The organism is Methanobacteriaceae archaeon (genome assembly GCA_029219465.1).
In the GTDB taxonomy this organism is placed as follows: Archaea; Methanobacteriota; Methanobacteria; order Methanobacteriales; family Methanobacteriaceae; genus Methanocatella.
The window spans coordinates 92470-108000 of record JAQXTL010000002.1; the positions used below are offsets into that span (position 1 = coordinate 92470).

General features: G+C 30.1%; 20 protein-coding genes. 10 read left to right on the forward strand and 10 right to left on the reverse strand.

What is annotated here, in order from left to right; all coding sequences use genetic code 11:
- Nucleotides 1-102: 102 nt before the first annotated feature.
- Nucleotides 103-1677 (forward strand): phosphoglycerate dehydrogenase, encoded by a 1575-nt coding sequence (serA, locus tag PUD86_00585; GenBank protein ID MDD6775781.1) that lies wholly within the window; start codon nucleotides 103-105, stop codon nucleotides 1675-1677.
- Nucleotides 1678-1731: 54 nt separating this feature from the next.
- Here the strand turns inward: serA and PUD86_00590 are convergent, their stop codons facing one another.
- Genes PUD86_00590 through PUD86_00605 form a run of 4 tightly spaced genes read right to left on the reverse strand, consistent with a single transcriptional unit; the run spans nucleotide 1732 to nucleotide 4328 of the window.
- Nucleotides 1732-2397, reverse strand: coding sequence for a Mov34/MPN/PAD-1 family protein (locus PUD86_00590; protein ID MDD6775782.1), 666 nt, complete (start codon nucleotides 2395-2397; stop codon nucleotides 1732-1734).
- Complete coding sequence (locus PUD86_00595; GenBank protein MDD6775783.1) at nucleotides 2394-3116, reverse strand: tRNA(His) guanylyltransferase Thg1 family protein; 723 nt, start codon at nucleotides 3114-3116, stop codon at nucleotides 2394-2396. The genes PUD86_00590 and PUD86_00595 overlap by 4 nt, the downstream gene beginning before the upstream one ends.
- Nucleotides 3116-3880 carry an aspartate dehydrogenase gene (locus tag PUD86_00600; GenBank protein MDD6775784.1) on the reverse strand — a complete coding sequence of 255 codons (765 nt, stop codon included), beginning with the start codon at nucleotides 3878-3880 and terminating at the stop codon, nucleotides 3116-3118. Before PUD86_00600 ends, PUD86_00595 begins: the two co-directional genes overlap by 1 nt.
- Nucleotides 3881-3929: 49 nt before the next feature.
- On the reverse strand, nucleotides 3930-4328 hold the full coding sequence (locus tag PUD86_00605) for a PRC-barrel domain-containing protein (GenBank protein MDD6775785.1): 399 nt from the start codon (nucleotides 4326-4328) through the stop codon (nucleotides 3930-3932).
- A 151-nt stretch (nucleotides 4329-4479) separates the two neighbouring features.
- Here PUD86_00605 and PUD86_00610 point away from each other — a divergent pair, with 151 nt between their 5' ends.
- From PUD86_00610 to PUD86_00630, 5 genes are all read left to right on the forward strand, one after another.
- Nucleotides 4480-5202, forward strand: a complete 723-nt coding sequence (locus tag PUD86_00610; GenBank protein MDD6775786.1) for a tRNA-binding protein — start codon at nucleotides 4480-4482, stop codon at nucleotides 5200-5202.
- Nucleotides 5203-5362: 160 nt separating this feature from the next.
- Entirely contained in the window at nucleotides 5363-5506 is a 144-nt protein-coding gene (locus PUD86_00615; protein ID MDD6775787.1) for a hypothetical protein, read from the forward strand.
- The gene (locus PUD86_00620; GenBank protein ID MDD6775788.1) at nucleotides 5484-6062 is read left to right on the forward strand and encodes a heparan-alpha-glucosaminide N-acetyltransferase domain-containing protein; all 579 of its coding nucleotides are present in this window, start codon (nucleotides 5484-5486) and stop codon (nucleotides 6060-6062) included. Before PUD86_00615 ends, PUD86_00620 begins: the two co-directional genes overlap by 23 nt.
- Before the next feature lie 24 nt (nucleotides 6063-6086).
- Nucleotides 6087-6455 carry a hypothetical protein gene (locus tag PUD86_00625; GenBank protein ID MDD6775789.1) on the forward strand — a complete coding sequence of 123 codons (369 nt, stop codon included), beginning with the start codon at nucleotides 6087-6089 and terminating at the stop codon, nucleotides 6453-6455.
- A 7-nt stretch (nucleotides 6456-6462) separates the two neighbouring features.
- Nucleotides 6463-9522 (forward strand): lectin like domain-containing protein, encoded by a 3060-nt coding sequence (locus tag PUD86_00630; GenBank protein ID MDD6775790.1) that lies wholly within the window; start codon nucleotides 6463-6465, stop codon nucleotides 9520-9522.
- 28 nt (nucleotides 9523-9550) lie between these two features.
- On the opposite strand, the gene PUD86_00635 is transcribed toward PUD86_00630, so the two are convergent.
- A complete protein-coding gene (locus PUD86_00635) occupies nucleotides 9551-10963 on the reverse strand; it encodes a lactaldehyde dehydrogenase (protein MDD6775791.1) in 1413 nt (470 codons plus the stop codon).
- A gap of 67 nt (nucleotides 10964-11030) precedes the next feature.
- Here PUD86_00635 and PUD86_00640 point away from each other — a divergent pair, with 67 nt between their 5' ends.
- The 3 genes from PUD86_00640 to PUD86_00650 are packed head-to-tail and all read left to right on the forward strand — an operon-like array spanning nucleotide 11031 to nucleotide 12318.
- Complete coding sequence (locus PUD86_00640) at nucleotides 11031-11153, forward strand: zinc-ribbon domain-containing protein (protein ID MDD6775792.1); 123 nt, start codon at nucleotides 11031-11033, stop codon at nucleotides 11151-11153.
- A complete protein-coding gene (locus PUD86_00645) occupies nucleotides 11154-11762 on the forward strand; it encodes a TMEM175 family protein (GenBank protein ID MDD6775793.1) in 609 nt (202 codons plus the stop codon).
- Complete coding sequence (locus PUD86_00650; protein ID MDD6775794.1) at nucleotides 11755-12318, forward strand: TMEM175 family protein; 564 nt, start codon at nucleotides 11755-11757, stop codon at nucleotides 12316-12318. The genes PUD86_00645 and PUD86_00650 overlap by 8 nt, the downstream gene beginning before the upstream one ends.
- A 96-nt stretch (nucleotides 12319-12414) precedes the next feature.
- Here PUD86_00650 and PUD86_00655 read toward each other — a convergent pair whose 3' ends face one another.
- From PUD86_00655 to PUD86_00670, 4 genes are read right to left on the reverse strand one after another with little or no spacing between them, the layout of a single operon-like run.
- Nucleotides 12415-12843: a hypothetical protein gene (locus PUD86_00655; GenBank protein ID MDD6775795.1), complete on the reverse strand. Its 429-nt coding sequence runs from the start codon at nucleotides 12841-12843 to the stop codon at nucleotides 12415-12417.
- Nucleotides 12810-13109 (reverse strand): hypothetical protein, encoded by a 300-nt coding sequence (locus tag PUD86_00660; protein MDD6775796.1) that lies wholly within the window; start codon nucleotides 13107-13109, stop codon nucleotides 12810-12812. Before PUD86_00660 ends, PUD86_00655 begins: the two co-directional genes overlap by 34 nt.
- Nucleotides 13110-13161: 52 nt before the next feature.
- A complete protein-coding gene (locus PUD86_00665) occupies nucleotides 13162-13344 on the reverse strand; it encodes a class III signal peptide-containing protein (protein ID MDD6775797.1) in 183 nt (60 codons plus the stop codon).
- On the reverse strand, nucleotides 13344-14012 hold the full coding sequence (locus PUD86_00670) for a type II secretion system F family protein (GenBank protein MDD6775798.1): 669 nt from the start codon (nucleotides 14010-14012) through the stop codon (nucleotides 13344-13346). The genes PUD86_00665 and PUD86_00670 overlap by 1 nt, the downstream gene beginning before the upstream one ends.
- A gap of 31 nt (nucleotides 14013-14043) precedes the next feature.
- On the opposite strand from PUD86_00670, the gene PUD86_00675 reads away from it, so the two are divergent.
- Nucleotides 14044-14310 (forward strand): hypothetical protein, encoded by a 267-nt coding sequence (locus tag PUD86_00675; GenBank protein ID MDD6775799.1) that lies wholly within the window; start codon nucleotides 14044-14046, stop codon nucleotides 14308-14310.
- A gap of 62 nt (nucleotides 14311-14372) precedes the next feature.
- On the opposite strand, the gene PUD86_00680 is transcribed toward PUD86_00675, so the two are convergent.
- A complete protein-coding gene (locus tag PUD86_00680; protein ID MDD6775800.1) occupies nucleotides 14373-15341 on the reverse strand; it encodes a DUF4405 domain-containing protein in 969 nt (322 codons plus the stop codon).
- Nucleotides 15342-15531 lie beyond the last annotated feature (190 nt).

Genomic DNA, 15531 nt, shown 5'->3' on the forward strand with positions numbered 1-15531 from the left:
ACAAAATCAATAGCTATTTTTCACCAAAATTAAAACCTTTTAAATAATATAAAAAATATACATATAACCAATATTTATTATTAATTAAATTATGGTGAAAATATGAAAGTACTTATCGCTGATGCTATTAACGAAAAGGGTATCGAAAATTTAAAAGAAGTGGCTGACGTCGTTGTTGACACCAGTATCACTCCTGAAGAATTAGCAAATACTATCCATGAATACAATGGAATTGTAGTACGAAGTCGTACAAAATTAACTGCTGATATTATTGAAAAAGCAGACAATTTACAAATCATTGCAAGAGCAGGTGTTGGAGTAGACAACATTGATCTTAACGCTGCTACTGAAAAAGGTATTATGGTTGTAAACTCACCAGAATCCACCTCCGTTACTGTAGCTGAACATACTATGGGATTAATCTTAAGTATGGCTCGTAAAATTTCCATTGCTGATAAATCCGTTAAAGACGGTAAATGGGAAAAGAAAAAATTCATGGGAGTTGAACTTAGAAACAAAACTCTCGGTGTAATTGGAATGGGTAGAATCGGATCTCAAGTAGTAAACAGATGTAAAGCATTTGGTATGGATGCTATGGCATACGACCCATATTTACCAGAAGAAGTTGCAAAACAAATGGGCGTTGAATTAACTGACTTAGAAACCGTTCTTAAAAACGCAGATTTCATTACAATCCACGTACCTCTTACTCCAGAAACCAAACATTCAATTTCTACTGAACAATTCGAAATAATGAAAGACACTGCATTTATCGTAAACTGTGCTCGTGGAGGAATCATTGACGAAGAAGCATTATACGATGCATTAGTTAACGACAAAATTGGTGGAGCAGCACTTGATGTATACGAAGAAGAACCACCAGCAGCTGACTGCAAATTATTCGGACTTGATAATATTATCTTAACTCCTCACATTGCAGCTTCAACCAAAGAAGCTCAGAGAGATGCAGCTATTATTGTAGCAGATGAAATTATTGATTTAGCAAAAGGAAACACTCCTAAAAATGTATTAAACCTTCCACGTATTGACAAAAACACTTACAACGAATTAACTCCATACATCGAATTATGTGAAAAATTAGGTTGTTTTGTTTCCCAAGGAATTAACGGTAAACTTAAAGAACTCGAAATTATCTACAGTGGAGAACTTTCTGAAATTGATAACCTTGAAATCTTATCCAGAGCAGTTATCCAAGGTGCAGTAAACCCATTCTTAAGCTCACCAGTAAATGCAGTTAACGCAGCATTAGTCGCTAAAGAAAGAGGAATTAGCATCATCGAAGGTAGAAAAGACAACTCCAGAGGATACGAATCATTAATTAAAGTTATCGCAAAAAGTGATGACGACACTTTCACCGCTGAAGGTACTCAATTACACGAAGCTAGAATCTTAAAAGTTAATGATTACTGGGTTGACGTAATCCCTAAAGGACACATGTTCATTGCAAAATATGAAGATGTACCTGGAAGTATCGGTAAAATCGGAACCAAATTAGGCGAACACAACGTAAACATTGGAATTATGCAAGTTGGAAGAGATGAAAAAGGTGGAAGAGCTATCATGGTTTTAACCTTAGATAAAGAAGTTCCACAAGAAATAATTAGTGAAATCCAAGCTTTAGATAATGTTTACGAAGCTACTGGACTCGAATTATAAAAAACAATTTTCACCATGATTGTTTTTTATTTTTTTCTTTTTTTTAAAAAAAAATTAGTCTTTAAAATTCCTTGAGACTTTTTTAACACTGCCATCAGGATTAAGTTCTATTTTTATTACATTATTTGGCATGTGATTATCTTCAAAAACCTCATTTTCAAAATTTTTTTCATCATCAAGACTTTTGAAAAATTCATCATCTTCTTCATCGAAAAATCCTGGTTTAAACTCATCACTATCAGTTACAACATCATCTTCGTCGAAGAATTCAGCAAAATCATCATTTACCAAATGACTATAGTCACCAACAGTGTAATCAACAGTATTTCCGTGTCTATCATATGCCATAAATGTTTCATAGGAATATGGAAGACAAACTATCATATGAAAATATCCATTTTTAGAAAAAGTTTTTAAATCTGCTCCTGACGGACGTGCACTTGGTCCTGGGTGTGAGTGAACTGATCCGTAGTATTTGGTATTCAATGGAACCAATTCAGTATGTACAACCGCACCAGTTTCACAAGTTTCGCCTGGAACAAAGATTAAATGAGTAATATACAATATTTTATCTTTGATAACACCATCAAAGAATGCTAGAAATTCATTTGGATAAGCCTGTTTTGAATAATAGATTACAGAATCCAATACTTCTCTGTCAACTCTTACTTCATTGAATTCTTCATCATTATTTCCAAATAATTTTGATATAAAACTCATTTTAACACACCTATTTGTTTAAAGAAATCATGACTGAATTTTGGAAGGTCCCAGTCTGTGTGAACATAACTTCTGTAGGATACTTGATTTTTGTTTTCTTTTTTGTTAAAACCTACGACTTTTTTGTTCTTCCTATATACTGCAAGACCTCTTTTTTTATAAGTATCAACATCATTTAAATTAATACCATGTTCAAATAATAATTCGTGTACATCACTTAAATTCTTGCCATTTATTTTATCATTAGCAATATTATTTGGATACTTTGATTTTAGGTAAAAAATTCCATGAGAATTAACACAGTTTCTCCATGATTCATCCTGTCTCCATTTAAAATATTCCAATATATCATCATCAGAAATTGGAATAACACGTGCATCAAATGCAGGAGGTTTTTTAAATTGAGTATTGTAATGCATTACAAAAGAACTAGCTGCAAAACTTGCAATTACAGAATCAATTTTTTCCAGTCTTCCATTAAATGGAACCTTATCTAAAAGGATGCTGATTTCATCTGAAAATGCATAAACAAAACTTGCAGAAAATTCCTTAAATAAATCTTCACAAACATTAGAAAAAACATTATAGAAATTATCATCATATGGTTTAATTAAGTTTAAATCACGAGCCAACTGATGAAAACTCCTACCATCCAAACGAACAATAATTTTAGAGTTTTTTGGAACTTTTAGTGAAGAATAAACTTCATATCCCTTCATTACATACCCACACTAATGGTTTCATTGAAGCTTTTAAGTAATCTGATTGCAGATAGTGCTGCTAACATACTTGTTTTAGGATTAGCTGCACAAGGGAAATTCATAGTAGTTGTTTTAAATTCACCGAAATCTCCTCTAGCAGTAATTTCATGCACATTTCTATCTACTTTAGGATCAACAATGATTTTAACATCAATATCCTTGTTACATGCCATACTTATTGTTGCAGCAACGTTAATGTTTAATGGGAACTGTTTAACTGCCTCAGAAGCCTTGCCTTCAAACAATATCTCTTCAGTATCAATATCCTTACCAAGAGACCTTGGAGATTTACGGGTAACAAGGTTAATTTCTTTAAGACCGAATTTAGCAACTGCTTTAATTCCATCCAAACCAACAACAGCACCGGAAGGCAAGTGAATTTTAGCATTATTCTGTTTTGCAACATTTAATACAGTATTATAAAATTCAGTATCCATAAATGCTCCAATACTCATTATAATCATATCAATTCCTTTTTTAAGAACAATAGGAGCATATTCTTTAACTGAATCAGGTGAAGCACATTCTAAAACTAAATCAACGTTGTTTAACATCTCATCAAAATCAAGTGCTGCTACACCGCCAGCTAAACTTGCTAAATTCTCTGCTCTTTCGATGTCTTTATCAAAAAAGTATGCGATTTCAATACCATTATTTTCAGAAGTAATGCTGCCAGTAATAATGTTGGCAATAGCACCACAGCCTATTATACCGACTTTCATAAAAAATCACTCTTAAAAAAAAGTTAATAAAAAAAATAAATGAAAGAAACTAAGCTCTTTCAGCGTCAAATTGGACTTGTTTTTCTTGTGGTTGAGTTTCAGGTTGTTTTGGGACAACAGCATCAGGAACTTGTGGTTCTTGGTTTCTTCTAATGTCTCTTGGGTTGATTAACATAATGTCGCCAATAGCTTGAACTTTATCGAAATCAACAGTTAATACGTCATCTTGGAAAGATTTCATATCATTTTCTTCTGGAACTTCTCCACGAATACTTCCTAAAAATGAATTAATAACACCTGCAGGTTTTCTTTCATGTTCAATAGCTCTAACCTGTAATTTTGAGATAGTTCCTAATCTAATATTGAGAACAACATCTTCTACACGTCCAACATAATGCCCTGTGTTAGTATAAATATCTAAACTGCGTAATTTTGAAACTTTTACCATTTTTACACCACAATAATATAATTTAAATATGTATAAGTTTATTTTATTGTTAATATAAATAGTTTTTTATTTATTTAAAAAAACATCAATTTACAAAAAATTTATTAAATTATAAAATTAAATTTATATCTAGATTAAAAGGAGACTTGAAATGTGGGATACAACAAAAGATTATAGAATTTTAGTAGCAAGTAAAGCAAGAGAAAACTATCTCAACCTCATTCCAACCGCATCATTTAGAGGAAGTTGGAATAAAAAACAAGCTATTGACTTAGGAAAACAAATGAACAGTGATTTTCAATCATTAACTTATTCTTACCTTGAAGGAGATGAATTAGTAAACTCCCCAGATGTTGCATCATTAAAAGAAAAAGGAGAGCAAATCATTGAGTATTTAGGAGGAGATGACTGGAATAAAAAATTCTTAAGCAATGCACCTAAAGAAGATAAGGAAAAAACCCAAGAAAACATTGCAAAAGTAAGATTCTTCTTAGATACAATTATCGGATTAAAAGACAGATTAGCACTTGGACCAATTAACGATCCTATTGTTGGAGTAGATATTAAAGTTGGAGAAGTAATGAGTGTTACAAAACATCCACAAAACGACAAATTATTAATCTGTAATGTAAACCTTGGAAAACGTGCAATCACAGTTCTTACTAACGATTTAAACGTTAAAGAAAACAATAAAGTTGGTGTATCCTTACTCCCACCACAATCATTTAGTGATATTGTAAGTGAAGGAATGTTCCTTGGAATGGATGGAAGTATCCTCAAAGACGTTGATGGAGAACTTGGCCAAATGCCAAAAGGAATTCCTATAGAATCACTTAATGAAACAAGAAACCTTGTTGAAAACTATTTAAAATAAACACTTTGTAGAAATCATTTTTTTTTTTGATTTCTTCAAATCTTTTTAAAAGAAAACTATTTTTTACATAAATTTAAACAGTATACTAAAAAATTTCAAGAATATTTGATTATTTTACAAAAAACAATTTTTTATATGATATTAAGTGCATAATATTCATATGAAATGTTCAGACTTATTTTCAAATGATAAAATAAACATAGGAAGACAAGTTGAACTGGATATTGCTAAAGCTTTATCTATCATATTCATGATTTTTCTTCACACATTAATGGTTGTGTATGGTTTTAATCAAGGAAATTAGTCCTTCTTATGGTTTTATTGTCGGTAATGTTTTAGGAAGACCTTACGCAGCTCCTATATTCATGTTTTGTATGGGAGTTGGAATTGTATACTCAAGACGTAGTCAATGGGACATAATGGTTAAAAGAGGAATAACTTTATTCCTTTTAGGTATTTTAGTAAATGTATTTGAATTTTTCCTCCCATATTACGTTTGTGGAACTTTATTAGTTAGTTGGGACATATTCCCAATAGCTGGTGGATTATTACTCTTTTGTGTTGATATTTTAGCATTCGCTGGTTTATCATTCATTTTAATGGGAATTTTAAAGAAATTTGAACTTTCAAATAAGAAATTAATTGTTATTGCCCTTTTAATGTCAATAATTGGATCTTTATTAAGAGGTACTGATTTAGACATACCAGTTTTAAATTTAATATTTGGTAATTTCATTGGAACTGCTGGTGGATTTACTGCATTCCCATTATTTAACTGGTTCATATTCCCAATTGCAGGTTATATATGGGGACAATATTTCATAAGAGCAAAAGACAAAGGTGAATTCTTTGAATTCTAGTATATTTTACTAATCCTATCCATATTGTATTTCATAATATCAACCAACCACTGGGGCGGTGTCTTATCAGATGACGTTCATTTGTATTATTTCTTAAATACACTTGATGCAGTATTTTGTATAATCAATGCACACGCAGTTATTGGTTTGTGCTACGCTGTCATGAAATACTTACCAGATGCTGTAATTAAAGCATTCAGCATTTTAAGTAGTAACATTAATAGGATTTATATTGCACAATGGTTATTTATACCATTAGCAGTGATATTCATCTCATATTTATTCAAAGACTTAGTATTAACTGATTTAGTAAGTTCAATAATAGCAATAGCTATGTTATTATTATCTACAGTTTGTGCAATATATTACAAAAAATTAAGAACAAAACAATGAGGCAAACATGAGACTAAATAAAAAATTAGTTTTATTTTTTATAGTTTGTGCCCTATTTACAATAAGTAGCGTTTCAGCTATTGATAATCAGACTCCAATTATTGGAGAATCTGATTATCATACATTTAGCGAACTAAATCAAAGTATTGCAGATAGTGGGGACAAATTAGATTTAGAATATAACTACAAATATGACAATACTTCAATAAACATTAATAAGAATGTAGAATTTACAATTAATGGTAATAATCACATTATTGAAGGAATAAAAGATGAAAATGCTTTTAATATTAATTCTACAAAGACTGTTACCATCAATAATTTAATCTTTAAAAATTGTATAAATACTACAATAACCATTAATCCACCAGTTATTTTTAACAATATACAATTTATCAATTGTACAGGATTTGATACAGAATTTGCTCAACAAACGCAGGGAAATCATTTTATTAAAGCTACTGAAAATGTAACATTCAATAATTGTACTTTCCATATGGGTGATGGGAATTATCAAACCATTGGTTGTAACAATGAAGGGAATTTAATTATAAATAATTCAGTATTTGATTCTGGAAGCTTTTTCAATGGTTGTATTTATGTAAACAGATGTGATTTATTAATTGAAAATACTACTTTTACAAATTTGAATTCAAAAGTTGCAACTGCTATTAACTATAAAGGTTGGAATTTTACTTTAAGAAACTCCAAGTTTATTAATTTACACTCCAACACAACAGGTGGTGCAATTGTAGGAAAATATTTCCCATGCATTATTTATGACCCTGAAACCCAGGAAATTATTGAAATTTTACCAAATGGCCCATTTTTAATTGAAAACTGTGAATTTATAAATACTACTTCTACCAGCAATGGTGGTGCGATTCATTTTGATTTAGATTCTGGGTCACAACATAAAATACAGACTTTAAACTTAATTAATAACTCATTTATTGATTGTGAGTCTAAATTTGGTGGTGCTATTACCAATATGGGTGGTATTTTAAATATATCCAATTCAAAATTCTTAAAAAATTGTGCTAACTTTAGTGGAGGAGCAATTTATACAACATGGTCAAATGTATTTATAACTAATTGTACTTTAACCAATAACTCTGCTCAAAAGAATGCTGGTGAAATTTACTTTGATAAAAAGAACTTAACTATCATAAACTCCAGTTTAACCAACAATATAATTAGCAAAGTCTCAAACACAACTGCTAACGGTATTTATGCTTATGATGCAAGTATTTACTTTGCAAATACAACATTTAACAATGGTGGAGTTGGTGTTTATGCAAACTTTGCAGCAGACTCCAAATTAGAAAATATTACCAAAAATGAAGATGTTTTCTTACTTGACAATAAAAACTACATTGTTTCAGTTGAAAGTAAAGGAATAAAACTCAATTTAACTAACAACACAATTATTGTAGATGAACTACCCTCTAAGTTCAATTTAGACGATTGGGGATGGGTAAGTCCACTTAGACTACAGGGTGACAATTTTGATTGCTGGGCAATTGCAACAGTAACATCCATGGAATCTGCTCTTCTTAAATCAACTGGTGTTTTATATGATTTATCTCCAAATTATGTTCAAAAACTCCAATTAAAATATAATCAAAACGGAGATTTAAGAAACAGTATAACTGGATTTTCATATAGTGGTTTAGGATATGCATTAAGCTGGTATGGAATACTTCAAAGTGACAATTTCTATGATGATAGAGGAATGATAACTGATACTGATTTAAATGATGAAAGAATTCATCTCCAGGATGCATTAATTATATTTGGTGGAAAAAATGACACAGAAGACCAAATTAAAAGAGCAATAATGAAATATGGTGCAGTTTGCGTTCAGCTAATTATTGGTGATTTTCCAGCAGATGTAAATAGCACTGGTGAAGATATTGCATGTGCTGATCATAGTACTCATTTTCTTTCATTTATTGGATGGGATGATGAAAAACAGGTTTGGTTTGTCAAAGACTCCGAGGGAGTAGTAGAAAAATTAGACTACAAACAATCAGGAGAAACACTTTTCAAAGATGATATTTTTGCTATTGTTCCTCAAAATGCTATAATTGCATATATTTTTGAAAATAACATTGATTATCATGTGAATTATCAAACTGATTTAACTGGTCTTGTTGGTTTTGATGGTAATTACACATTTTATTCAAATGAGTTTACTTCAAAATACTCAGAGTTAATTGGTGCTGTTGGAACTTACTTTAATGAGTCAGGAATCAATTATTCCTTTGATATTTATGTAAATGGAGTTAAAAAGTATTCTCAAAGTGGAGTAAGTGAATTTGCAGGATTTAGAACAATCATTTTAAATAACTATGTTCATGTTAACGCAGGAGATGTATTTAAAGTAGTATTTAAAAACAATGCACTCCCATATCAGGCATATTCAAGACAACACTACGTGCCTGGAATGAGTATGGTTAGTGAAAATGGAACTAGCTGGAGAGATATTACTTTAGATAACAAGACTGTTTGTCTTAAGGTTTATACTGTAAAAGATGATACCAAAATCATAAATAACAAAGATATTTCTGTTGATTATCTTGGTGGATCATATTACTCAGTTAAAGTAGTAACTGCTGATGGACACGTTGTTGTTGGAGCTTTAGTTAAATTTACAATAGCTGGTAAAACATACACCATTAAAACAGATGCAAACGGAATAGCTAAAATCAAAATAAACCTTGTTCCAAACAAATACACAGTTACTGCATCATGCAATGGAAAACAGGTTAAAAACATAGTAACTGTAAAACAGGTTATTAAAACAAGTCCAGTTAGTGTTAAAAAGACTGCTAAGAAATTCAGTTTAAAAGCAACACTTAAAATCAATGGTAAATTAGTTAAAGACAAAGTAATTACCTTTAAATTCAATGGTAAAACCTACAAGGTTAAAACCAACTCTAAAGGAATTGCACAAAAAACCTTTAGCAAAAACACCATTAAAAAACTTAAAAAATCAAAAACATACACAGTAAAAGTAATTTACGGCAAAACTTCCGTAAAAACAACTGTTAAAGTAAAGTAGATGATTAATAATCATCTACACTTATTTTTTATCTTAAATTTAAACCGATTAATTTTGTTTTTGTCATTTCATCAAATGCATATTTGACTCCTTCTTTACCAATACCACTGTTTTTAAAACCTCCAAATGGCATATTATCAGTTCTAAAGGTGGATTGTTTATTGACAAAAACTGTTCCAGCTTCGATTTCATTTGCACATCTCATTGCAGCATAATAATCATTTGTAAATACACCAGCCTGCAATCCATATTCTGTATCATTAGCTATTTCAATAGCTTCATCCAAGTTTTTAACACGAATTATTGGTGCAATTGGACCGAATGTTTCATTTTGAACCAAATCCATATCTGGAGATACATTATCAATGACTGTTGCTTCATAAAATGCATCTTCACGATTACCTCCAGTTAATATCTTTGCACCTTTTTCAACTGCATCATTAACAGCCTGTTCTACCTGTATAGCTGCTTTTTTAGATATTAATGTTCCAAGAGTTGTTTTAGAATCCTGTGGATTTCCCATGACTAATTTTTCTGTTGCAACAACCAATTTTTGTACAAATTCATCAACAATTGACTCATCAATAATTATTCTTTTAACACCCATACATACCTGACCTGCATTTAAAAATGCTCCGTTAATAACTCCTTTAATAGCTTTATCAATATCTGCATCTTTTAAAACAATCATTGGGTCATTTCCACCAAGTTCAAGTGTTACTTTTTTCATTCCTGCTTTTTGTGAAATCATAAGTCCTGTTGGTACACTTCCAGTAAAAGAAACTTTATCAACATCAGCAGAAGTAACCAAGTAATCTCCTACTTCAGATCCATATCCTGTAACCACATTTACAACACCATCCGGAAACTCTTCATTTAAGAGTTCACAGAATTTCATAACAGTTAGCGGAGCTTCTGAAGGTGGTTTTACTATTACAGTGTTTTTACATGCTATTGCAGGTGCTATTTTATGGATTGTTAGATTAAGAGGATAATTAAATGGAGCAATAGCCACTACAACACCTAAAGGCATTCTTTGTGTAAAAGCAAAAAATCCTTTTCCGTTTAATCCAGCATCCAAAGGCACACTTTCACCATAGATTCTTTTTGCCTCTTCAGCTGCGAGTTTTAAAGTTTCAATAGACCTGTCCACTTCAACTAATGATTCATTAATAGGTTTTCCAACTTCCAGTGTTAATAACTCAGCAAATTCCTGGCGTTTTTTGCGTAATTTATCTACAACATTAAATAATTTATTTGAAATTTTAAATGCTGACATTTCAGTTAATGCTGATTTAGCATCATTTGCAGCTTCAATTGCCATGTCTGCGATTTGTCTGTGAGCAATTGGAATTGTATCGATTACTTCCCCATTATATGGATTAATTACTTCTTCTAAATCTTCACTTGAGATGTGTTTTCCACCAATTAACATATCCATTTTATCACCAGAGTTATTTTCTATTTATATAATAATTTATTATGCATAAATGATATAATGTTTTTTTATGAGAATTTGTCAAAACTGTGGAGCAGAAGTTAAACAAGATGAAGAAAAATGTGAAAGGTGTGGCAGTGAAGATATTAAAGAAGAACATTTCTGCAGAATATTGGGTACAAAAATCAAATAAATGATTTATAGTATAAATAGCAAATATTCAAGTATGGAAACCACACGATTTGAAACATTTTTTGATGCAATACTTGCAATCATCATTACCATTTTAGTTATAAAAATTCCACAACCTGCAGCACCAACAATAGCTGCAATTTTAGAATTAAAAACAACCTATATTGCATATTTAATTAGTTTTTTAACATTATACAATCTGTGGCATGCCAATCACGAATTATTCCAGATTATTGACACTATTGAAAACAGCGCAGTTTGGATTTACGGTGCAATGATATTTGTCACTTCATTAATTCCTTATTTTACACTTTGGATTGCAAATAACATTAATTCCATTCCTGCAGAGACAATGTTTGGATTAATTTTTATTATAACCCACATCCTGAACAGATTAGGAATAAAAGAGATTTATAAAAGCAACAAATACAACAAAAAGCTAAATAAAATTGGTTTTAACAGACATATGCAAAGTATGCCTTTAATAATCCTTGCTATTGGATTTATATTAACATACACTATTTTCAAACCAGGAATTTACATTAGCTGCTTAATCTCAGTTGTATTGTGGATTGTCATTGACATAAAAAAGAGGGATTACAATGGATAGATTTGAAGCATTAATTGATGCAATATTGGCAATTATCATTACAATTATTGTTTTAGAAATCCCATATCCTAGTTCAGGTAGCTGGCAAGCAATATATGCTCTTAGATATGAATTTTTAATCTATGCAGTCAGTTTTATGGTTTGTTTTAACTTTTGGAACTATAACAACAATATTTTCCATCTTGTAAATAAAATCGACTATAAAATTATTTGGATTACTGGAATTACATTATTTGTATTTTCAACTCTCCCTTATCTTACAACATTTGTTGGTGAAAATTTCTTTGAATTCATACCTCAGCTATTATATGGATTATGTTTTATCACAGCAGCAATCCTTACTTTGATAAATGGCTATCTTTTAAAAAAAGCAGATCCTGGAAATATTGCTCTACACATTGCACTAAGTAAACATAATACTTCCAGTACAGTCATTTTGGTTATAATTGGAATAATAGTTGGATATTTAGTTTATCCTCCAGCAATAATCATATGTTGCTTATTTTCAATGTTAGGCACATGGTTTATGCCAAAAATAAGAATTTATTTAAAATAAACTTATTTTTAAAAGAATAAAGAAAAAATAAGATATTCTTAGAAAAAAAATTTATTCGAGAAAAATGATTAAATCGAATAAAAATTAAAAATTGGCTCATTCTATTCTTGCTTGAAGTGCAAACAATCTAAATGAGAAAATCATAGTTATTGGAGCCAATGTAAATCTAAGAATGAAATTGGCAATACCAATTAAATCCCATGAAGGAACTGTTGCAAGACTTGAAACAAGAACAAATTGTGTGAAGAAAGAAGTAAGAAGCAAATAGAATGTTCCAGAAAATCCTAACTTAAGATACAACTTCAATATTCCAAAAATGTTTAATCCATCAACAATACTTCCTTTTTTATAAGCCATATACACTAATGAAGTATCCATCATAAACCAAAATACTGTTAAAAATAACATTAAACCAATTGAAATATAGAAATCATACTGGTAATGTTCCATTATATCTGAACAAATAACACCAATTAAAGAGTATGTAAATATTACACAAGCTTCAGAAACACCGCATCTACACATCTCAAAGAAATGATTCTAGGAGGTTCAGTAGAACCATGAATTGTTTCTTCAGTTATTTTTGAAGAATATCCTGATTCAAAAAGCAATAGTGCAACTAAAACAACTAAATATATGATAGCTAAAATAGTATTTGAAGTAGTAGCTTCCTCTACCACTGCAAGAAATGTAAAAAATACCCCCATAGCAAGAATAGCAAATTTATCCGAAATTGAATAACGAATTGCGTCCTTTACATTCAAATAAAATAATTTAGTATGTTCAATCATTACATTACCTTTTATATTTTAAGTAATAAAAAGCATTGCATTAAATGAATATTTAAATAAAGTATTTTTCCAGATTTTTTAGTTGATTATTAAATTCATTTACTTCTTTTGATTGAATTTCACTACCTAAATCATCCATATAACTGCGATACATGCAAATAACAAGTAATACCACAACAAATATTCCTCCAAACAGTAAAATAAACTCAGCAGAGGTTTGTGCTTTTTCATCCATTAAAATCCCCCCATAAGTAATGATACACCAAAATTAGAAATAACATAAAATATTCCGAATGCTGCTGCCACAAGAGGTAGTGAAAACTTAATTCCAGGTTTTATTTCACCATACATTATAATACTAATAATAAAACCAATCAAAAGAGAATGAATCATTAAATAAAGCTCTCCTGCAAGAGGAGCTGTAAGAATAATCTCTGTTTGCATCCCATAGGTTTGCATAAACTCAGAATATACACTAACCATTCCCATAGCAAATGGTGTTGCTACAATAGCTGAAATTAGTAAAAACATAACAGACATCATAACTGCAGATTTTCGCTCACGTTTAAGAGCTATTAAATCCCTCAAATCATTGGAAACATCAAATAATACTGTTGATATACTTGATCCACTTTTTCTTCCATCAAGTATAATTCCAAATATCCTCTCCAGTTCTTTTGATTTTAACCGGACACTCATTGCCCTCCATGCTTCATCAAAATTACGCCCCATTCGAATTTCAATTATTGCACGCCTTATCTCATCATATAACGGGCCTTTAGAGTAATGAGACATATCTTCCATTGCATTTTCAAAGCTTAAACCAACCTGAAGCATGCTTGAGAGCTGTCTTAAAAAGTCTGGTGCGCTACGTTCAATTTCCTGTACTCTCTTTTCCTGCATTAAAATAACATAAGCAAAAAGTGCAGGAATTATGAAAAATGGAAAAATTAACAAGGAAAATGATAAATTAAAAAGAATTATTAGAGTTACTAGAAAAGTTTCCATTACTGTAATAACTATTATTAGTATAGATAAAACTTTACTTGCATCTGTAAAAATAGCACCACTTAATAAAAATTCACTAAATTTAGATAAATACGCATCAGAAATATTATTGTCTAAAAATAAAGCTACATCATCAATCATTTTAAATTTCATGGAAAAATATTATATTTTAAAAAATATAAACCCTCAGTAAGTTTTAAAATCAATTTTTAGATGTAAAATAAAAAAAATAAGTAAAATAGAATAATCAATATTCTATTTTATACGTTTAGTCACAAATCTGGTAATTACACCAAAGAATCCAATAACAAATCCAATTTCAATAATATTAATAATCATAGCTACATAGTCAATATTTCCAGAATTGAAAATACTATCATATGTTAACTCATGAGAATTGTTTTTGGAGACATTCTGATTTTTGTGCTGAAGAGTTCCATTATTTCCTAATCCTTCCCCAGTTCTATTTTGGTTTTTGTGTAATCCTTTACCTGAACCATCACGTTTACCTTGTCCAGAACCATCATGCTTTCCATTACCAGGACCAGTTCCATCATGCTTACCTTGTCCAGAACCATCATGTTTACCCTGACCAGTACCATTTAAGTGCTTACCAGTTTTATTACCCATATCAGTACCATTTAAATGTTGACCATCGCCACCATTTCCTTTTCCAAGACCTAATCCATTACCATGACCATCACCATGAGGGTTTGAAGGATCATATGTAAATGGTCCAGATAACCAGTCTGCAAATGATGTATTTGCCATACTAAAAGCTCCACCAACGAGAATCAACAAAGAAATGACAATAACCAATGATTTTGACGGATTTTTAGGTAGTTTAATAATTTTTCTAATCATTGAATAGAATGTATCCCATTCAAGACCAAGATGAATACCTACAAGAATTAGTGCAAATGCACATAAGAAATTATGTATAAACTTCCAAATTCCAAAGTATCCGAAGTTGAATAATACTTTAGAAATCATTATTCCAGTAATAACCATCAATACAAAATCAATTAATAAAACTACATCTACAATATATCTCAATTTGGTTTTGGTTTTTATTTTTCTGAATTTCTTTGCTGATGCAATAAACAGTTTTCTGTTGAAAAATAAGTGAATTAGAACAATTACAAATACCAATAAACCTATAATTTCATGAAAACCTATGGATACGATTCTTTTTTTATACATTAATAAAAAGAATACAATCATAACCCATCAATCAATAGTTTCCAAGTATTTCTCTTCATATTATCACATTTTTAAAATTACAATTAAACATTTGTCAAAAATAGTATTTAAAATTTAATCAAATGACAAATATTTAAGACCATTAATCAAAAAAATTAGTATTTTGTAAAATATAGTTAATTAAAGTGTAAATTAAAAAAATTCAAATTAA

Excerpts from the sequence above, each read along its gene's own strand:
- PUD86_00590 (MDD6775782.1), bottom strand. The coding sequence starts at position 2,397 with ATGAGTTTTATATCAAAATTATTTGGAAATAATGATGAAGAATTCAAT.
- PUD86_00660 (MDD6775796.1), bottom strand. The coding sequence starts at position 13,109 with ATGATTGAACATACTAAATTATTTTATTTGAATGTAAAGGACGCAATT.
- PUD86_00600 (MDD6775784.1), bottom strand. The coding sequence starts at position 3,880 with ATGAAAGTCGGTATAATAGGCTGTGGTGCTATTGCCAACATTATTACT.
- PUD86_00670 (MDD6775798.1), bottom strand. The coding sequence starts at position 14,012 with ATGCAGGAAAAGAGAGTACAGGAAATTGAACGTAGCGCACCAGACTTT.
- PUD86_00665 (MDD6775797.1), bottom strand. The coding sequence starts at position 13,344 with ATGGATGAAAAAGCACAAACCTCTGCTGAGTTTATTTTACTGTTTGGA.
- PUD86_00645 (MDD6775793.1), top strand. The coding sequence starts at position 11,154 with ATGATTTATAGTATAAATAGCAAATATTCAAGTATGGAAACCACACGA.
- PUD86_00635 (MDD6775791.1), bottom strand. The coding sequence starts at position 10,963 with ATGGATATGTTAATTGGTGGAAAACACATCTCAAGTGAAGATTTAGAA.
- PUD86_00650 (MDD6775794.1), top strand. The coding sequence starts at position 11,755 with ATGGATAGATTTGAAGCATTAATTGATGCAATATTGGCAATTATCATT.
- PUD86_00605 (MDD6775785.1), bottom strand. The coding sequence starts at position 4,328 with ATGGTAAAAGTTTCAAAATTACGCAGTTTAGATATTTATACTAACACA.
- serA (MDD6775781.1), top strand. The coding sequence starts at position 103 with ATGAAAGTACTTATCGCTGATGCTATTAACGAAAAGGGTATCGAAAAT.
- PUD86_00630 (MDD6775790.1), top strand. The coding sequence starts at position 6,463 with ATGAGACTAAATAAAAAATTAGTTTTATTTTTTATAGTTTGTGCCCTA.
- PUD86_00615 (MDD6775787.1), top strand. The coding sequence starts at position 5,363 with ATGAAATGTTCAGACTTATTTTCAAATGATAAAATAAACATAGGAAGA.
- PUD86_00655 (MDD6775795.1), bottom strand. The coding sequence starts at position 12,843 with ATGTGTAGATGCGGTGTTTCTGAAGCTTGTGTAATATTTACATACTCT.
- PUD86_00675 (MDD6775799.1), top strand. The coding sequence starts at position 14,044 with ATGAAAAATGGAAAAATTAACAAGGAAAATGATAAATTAAAAAGAATT.
- PUD86_00640 (MDD6775792.1), top strand. The coding sequence starts at position 11,031 with ATGAGAATTTGTCAAAACTGTGGAGCAGAAGTTAAACAAGATGAAGAA.
- PUD86_00680 (MDD6775800.1), bottom strand. The coding sequence starts at position 15,341 with ATGATTGTATTCTTTTTATTAATGTATAAAAAAAGAATCGTATCCATA.
- PUD86_00595 (MDD6775783.1), bottom strand. The coding sequence starts at position 3,116 with ATGAAGGGATATGAAGTTTATTCTTCACTAAAAGTTCCAAAAAACTCT.
- PUD86_00610 (MDD6775786.1), top strand. The coding sequence starts at position 4,480 with ATGTGGGATACAACAAAAGATTATAGAATTTTAGTAGCAAGTAAAGCA.
- PUD86_00620 (MDD6775788.1), top strand. The coding sequence starts at position 5,484 with ATGGTTTTAATCAAGGAAATTAGTCCTTCTTATGGTTTTATTGTCGGT.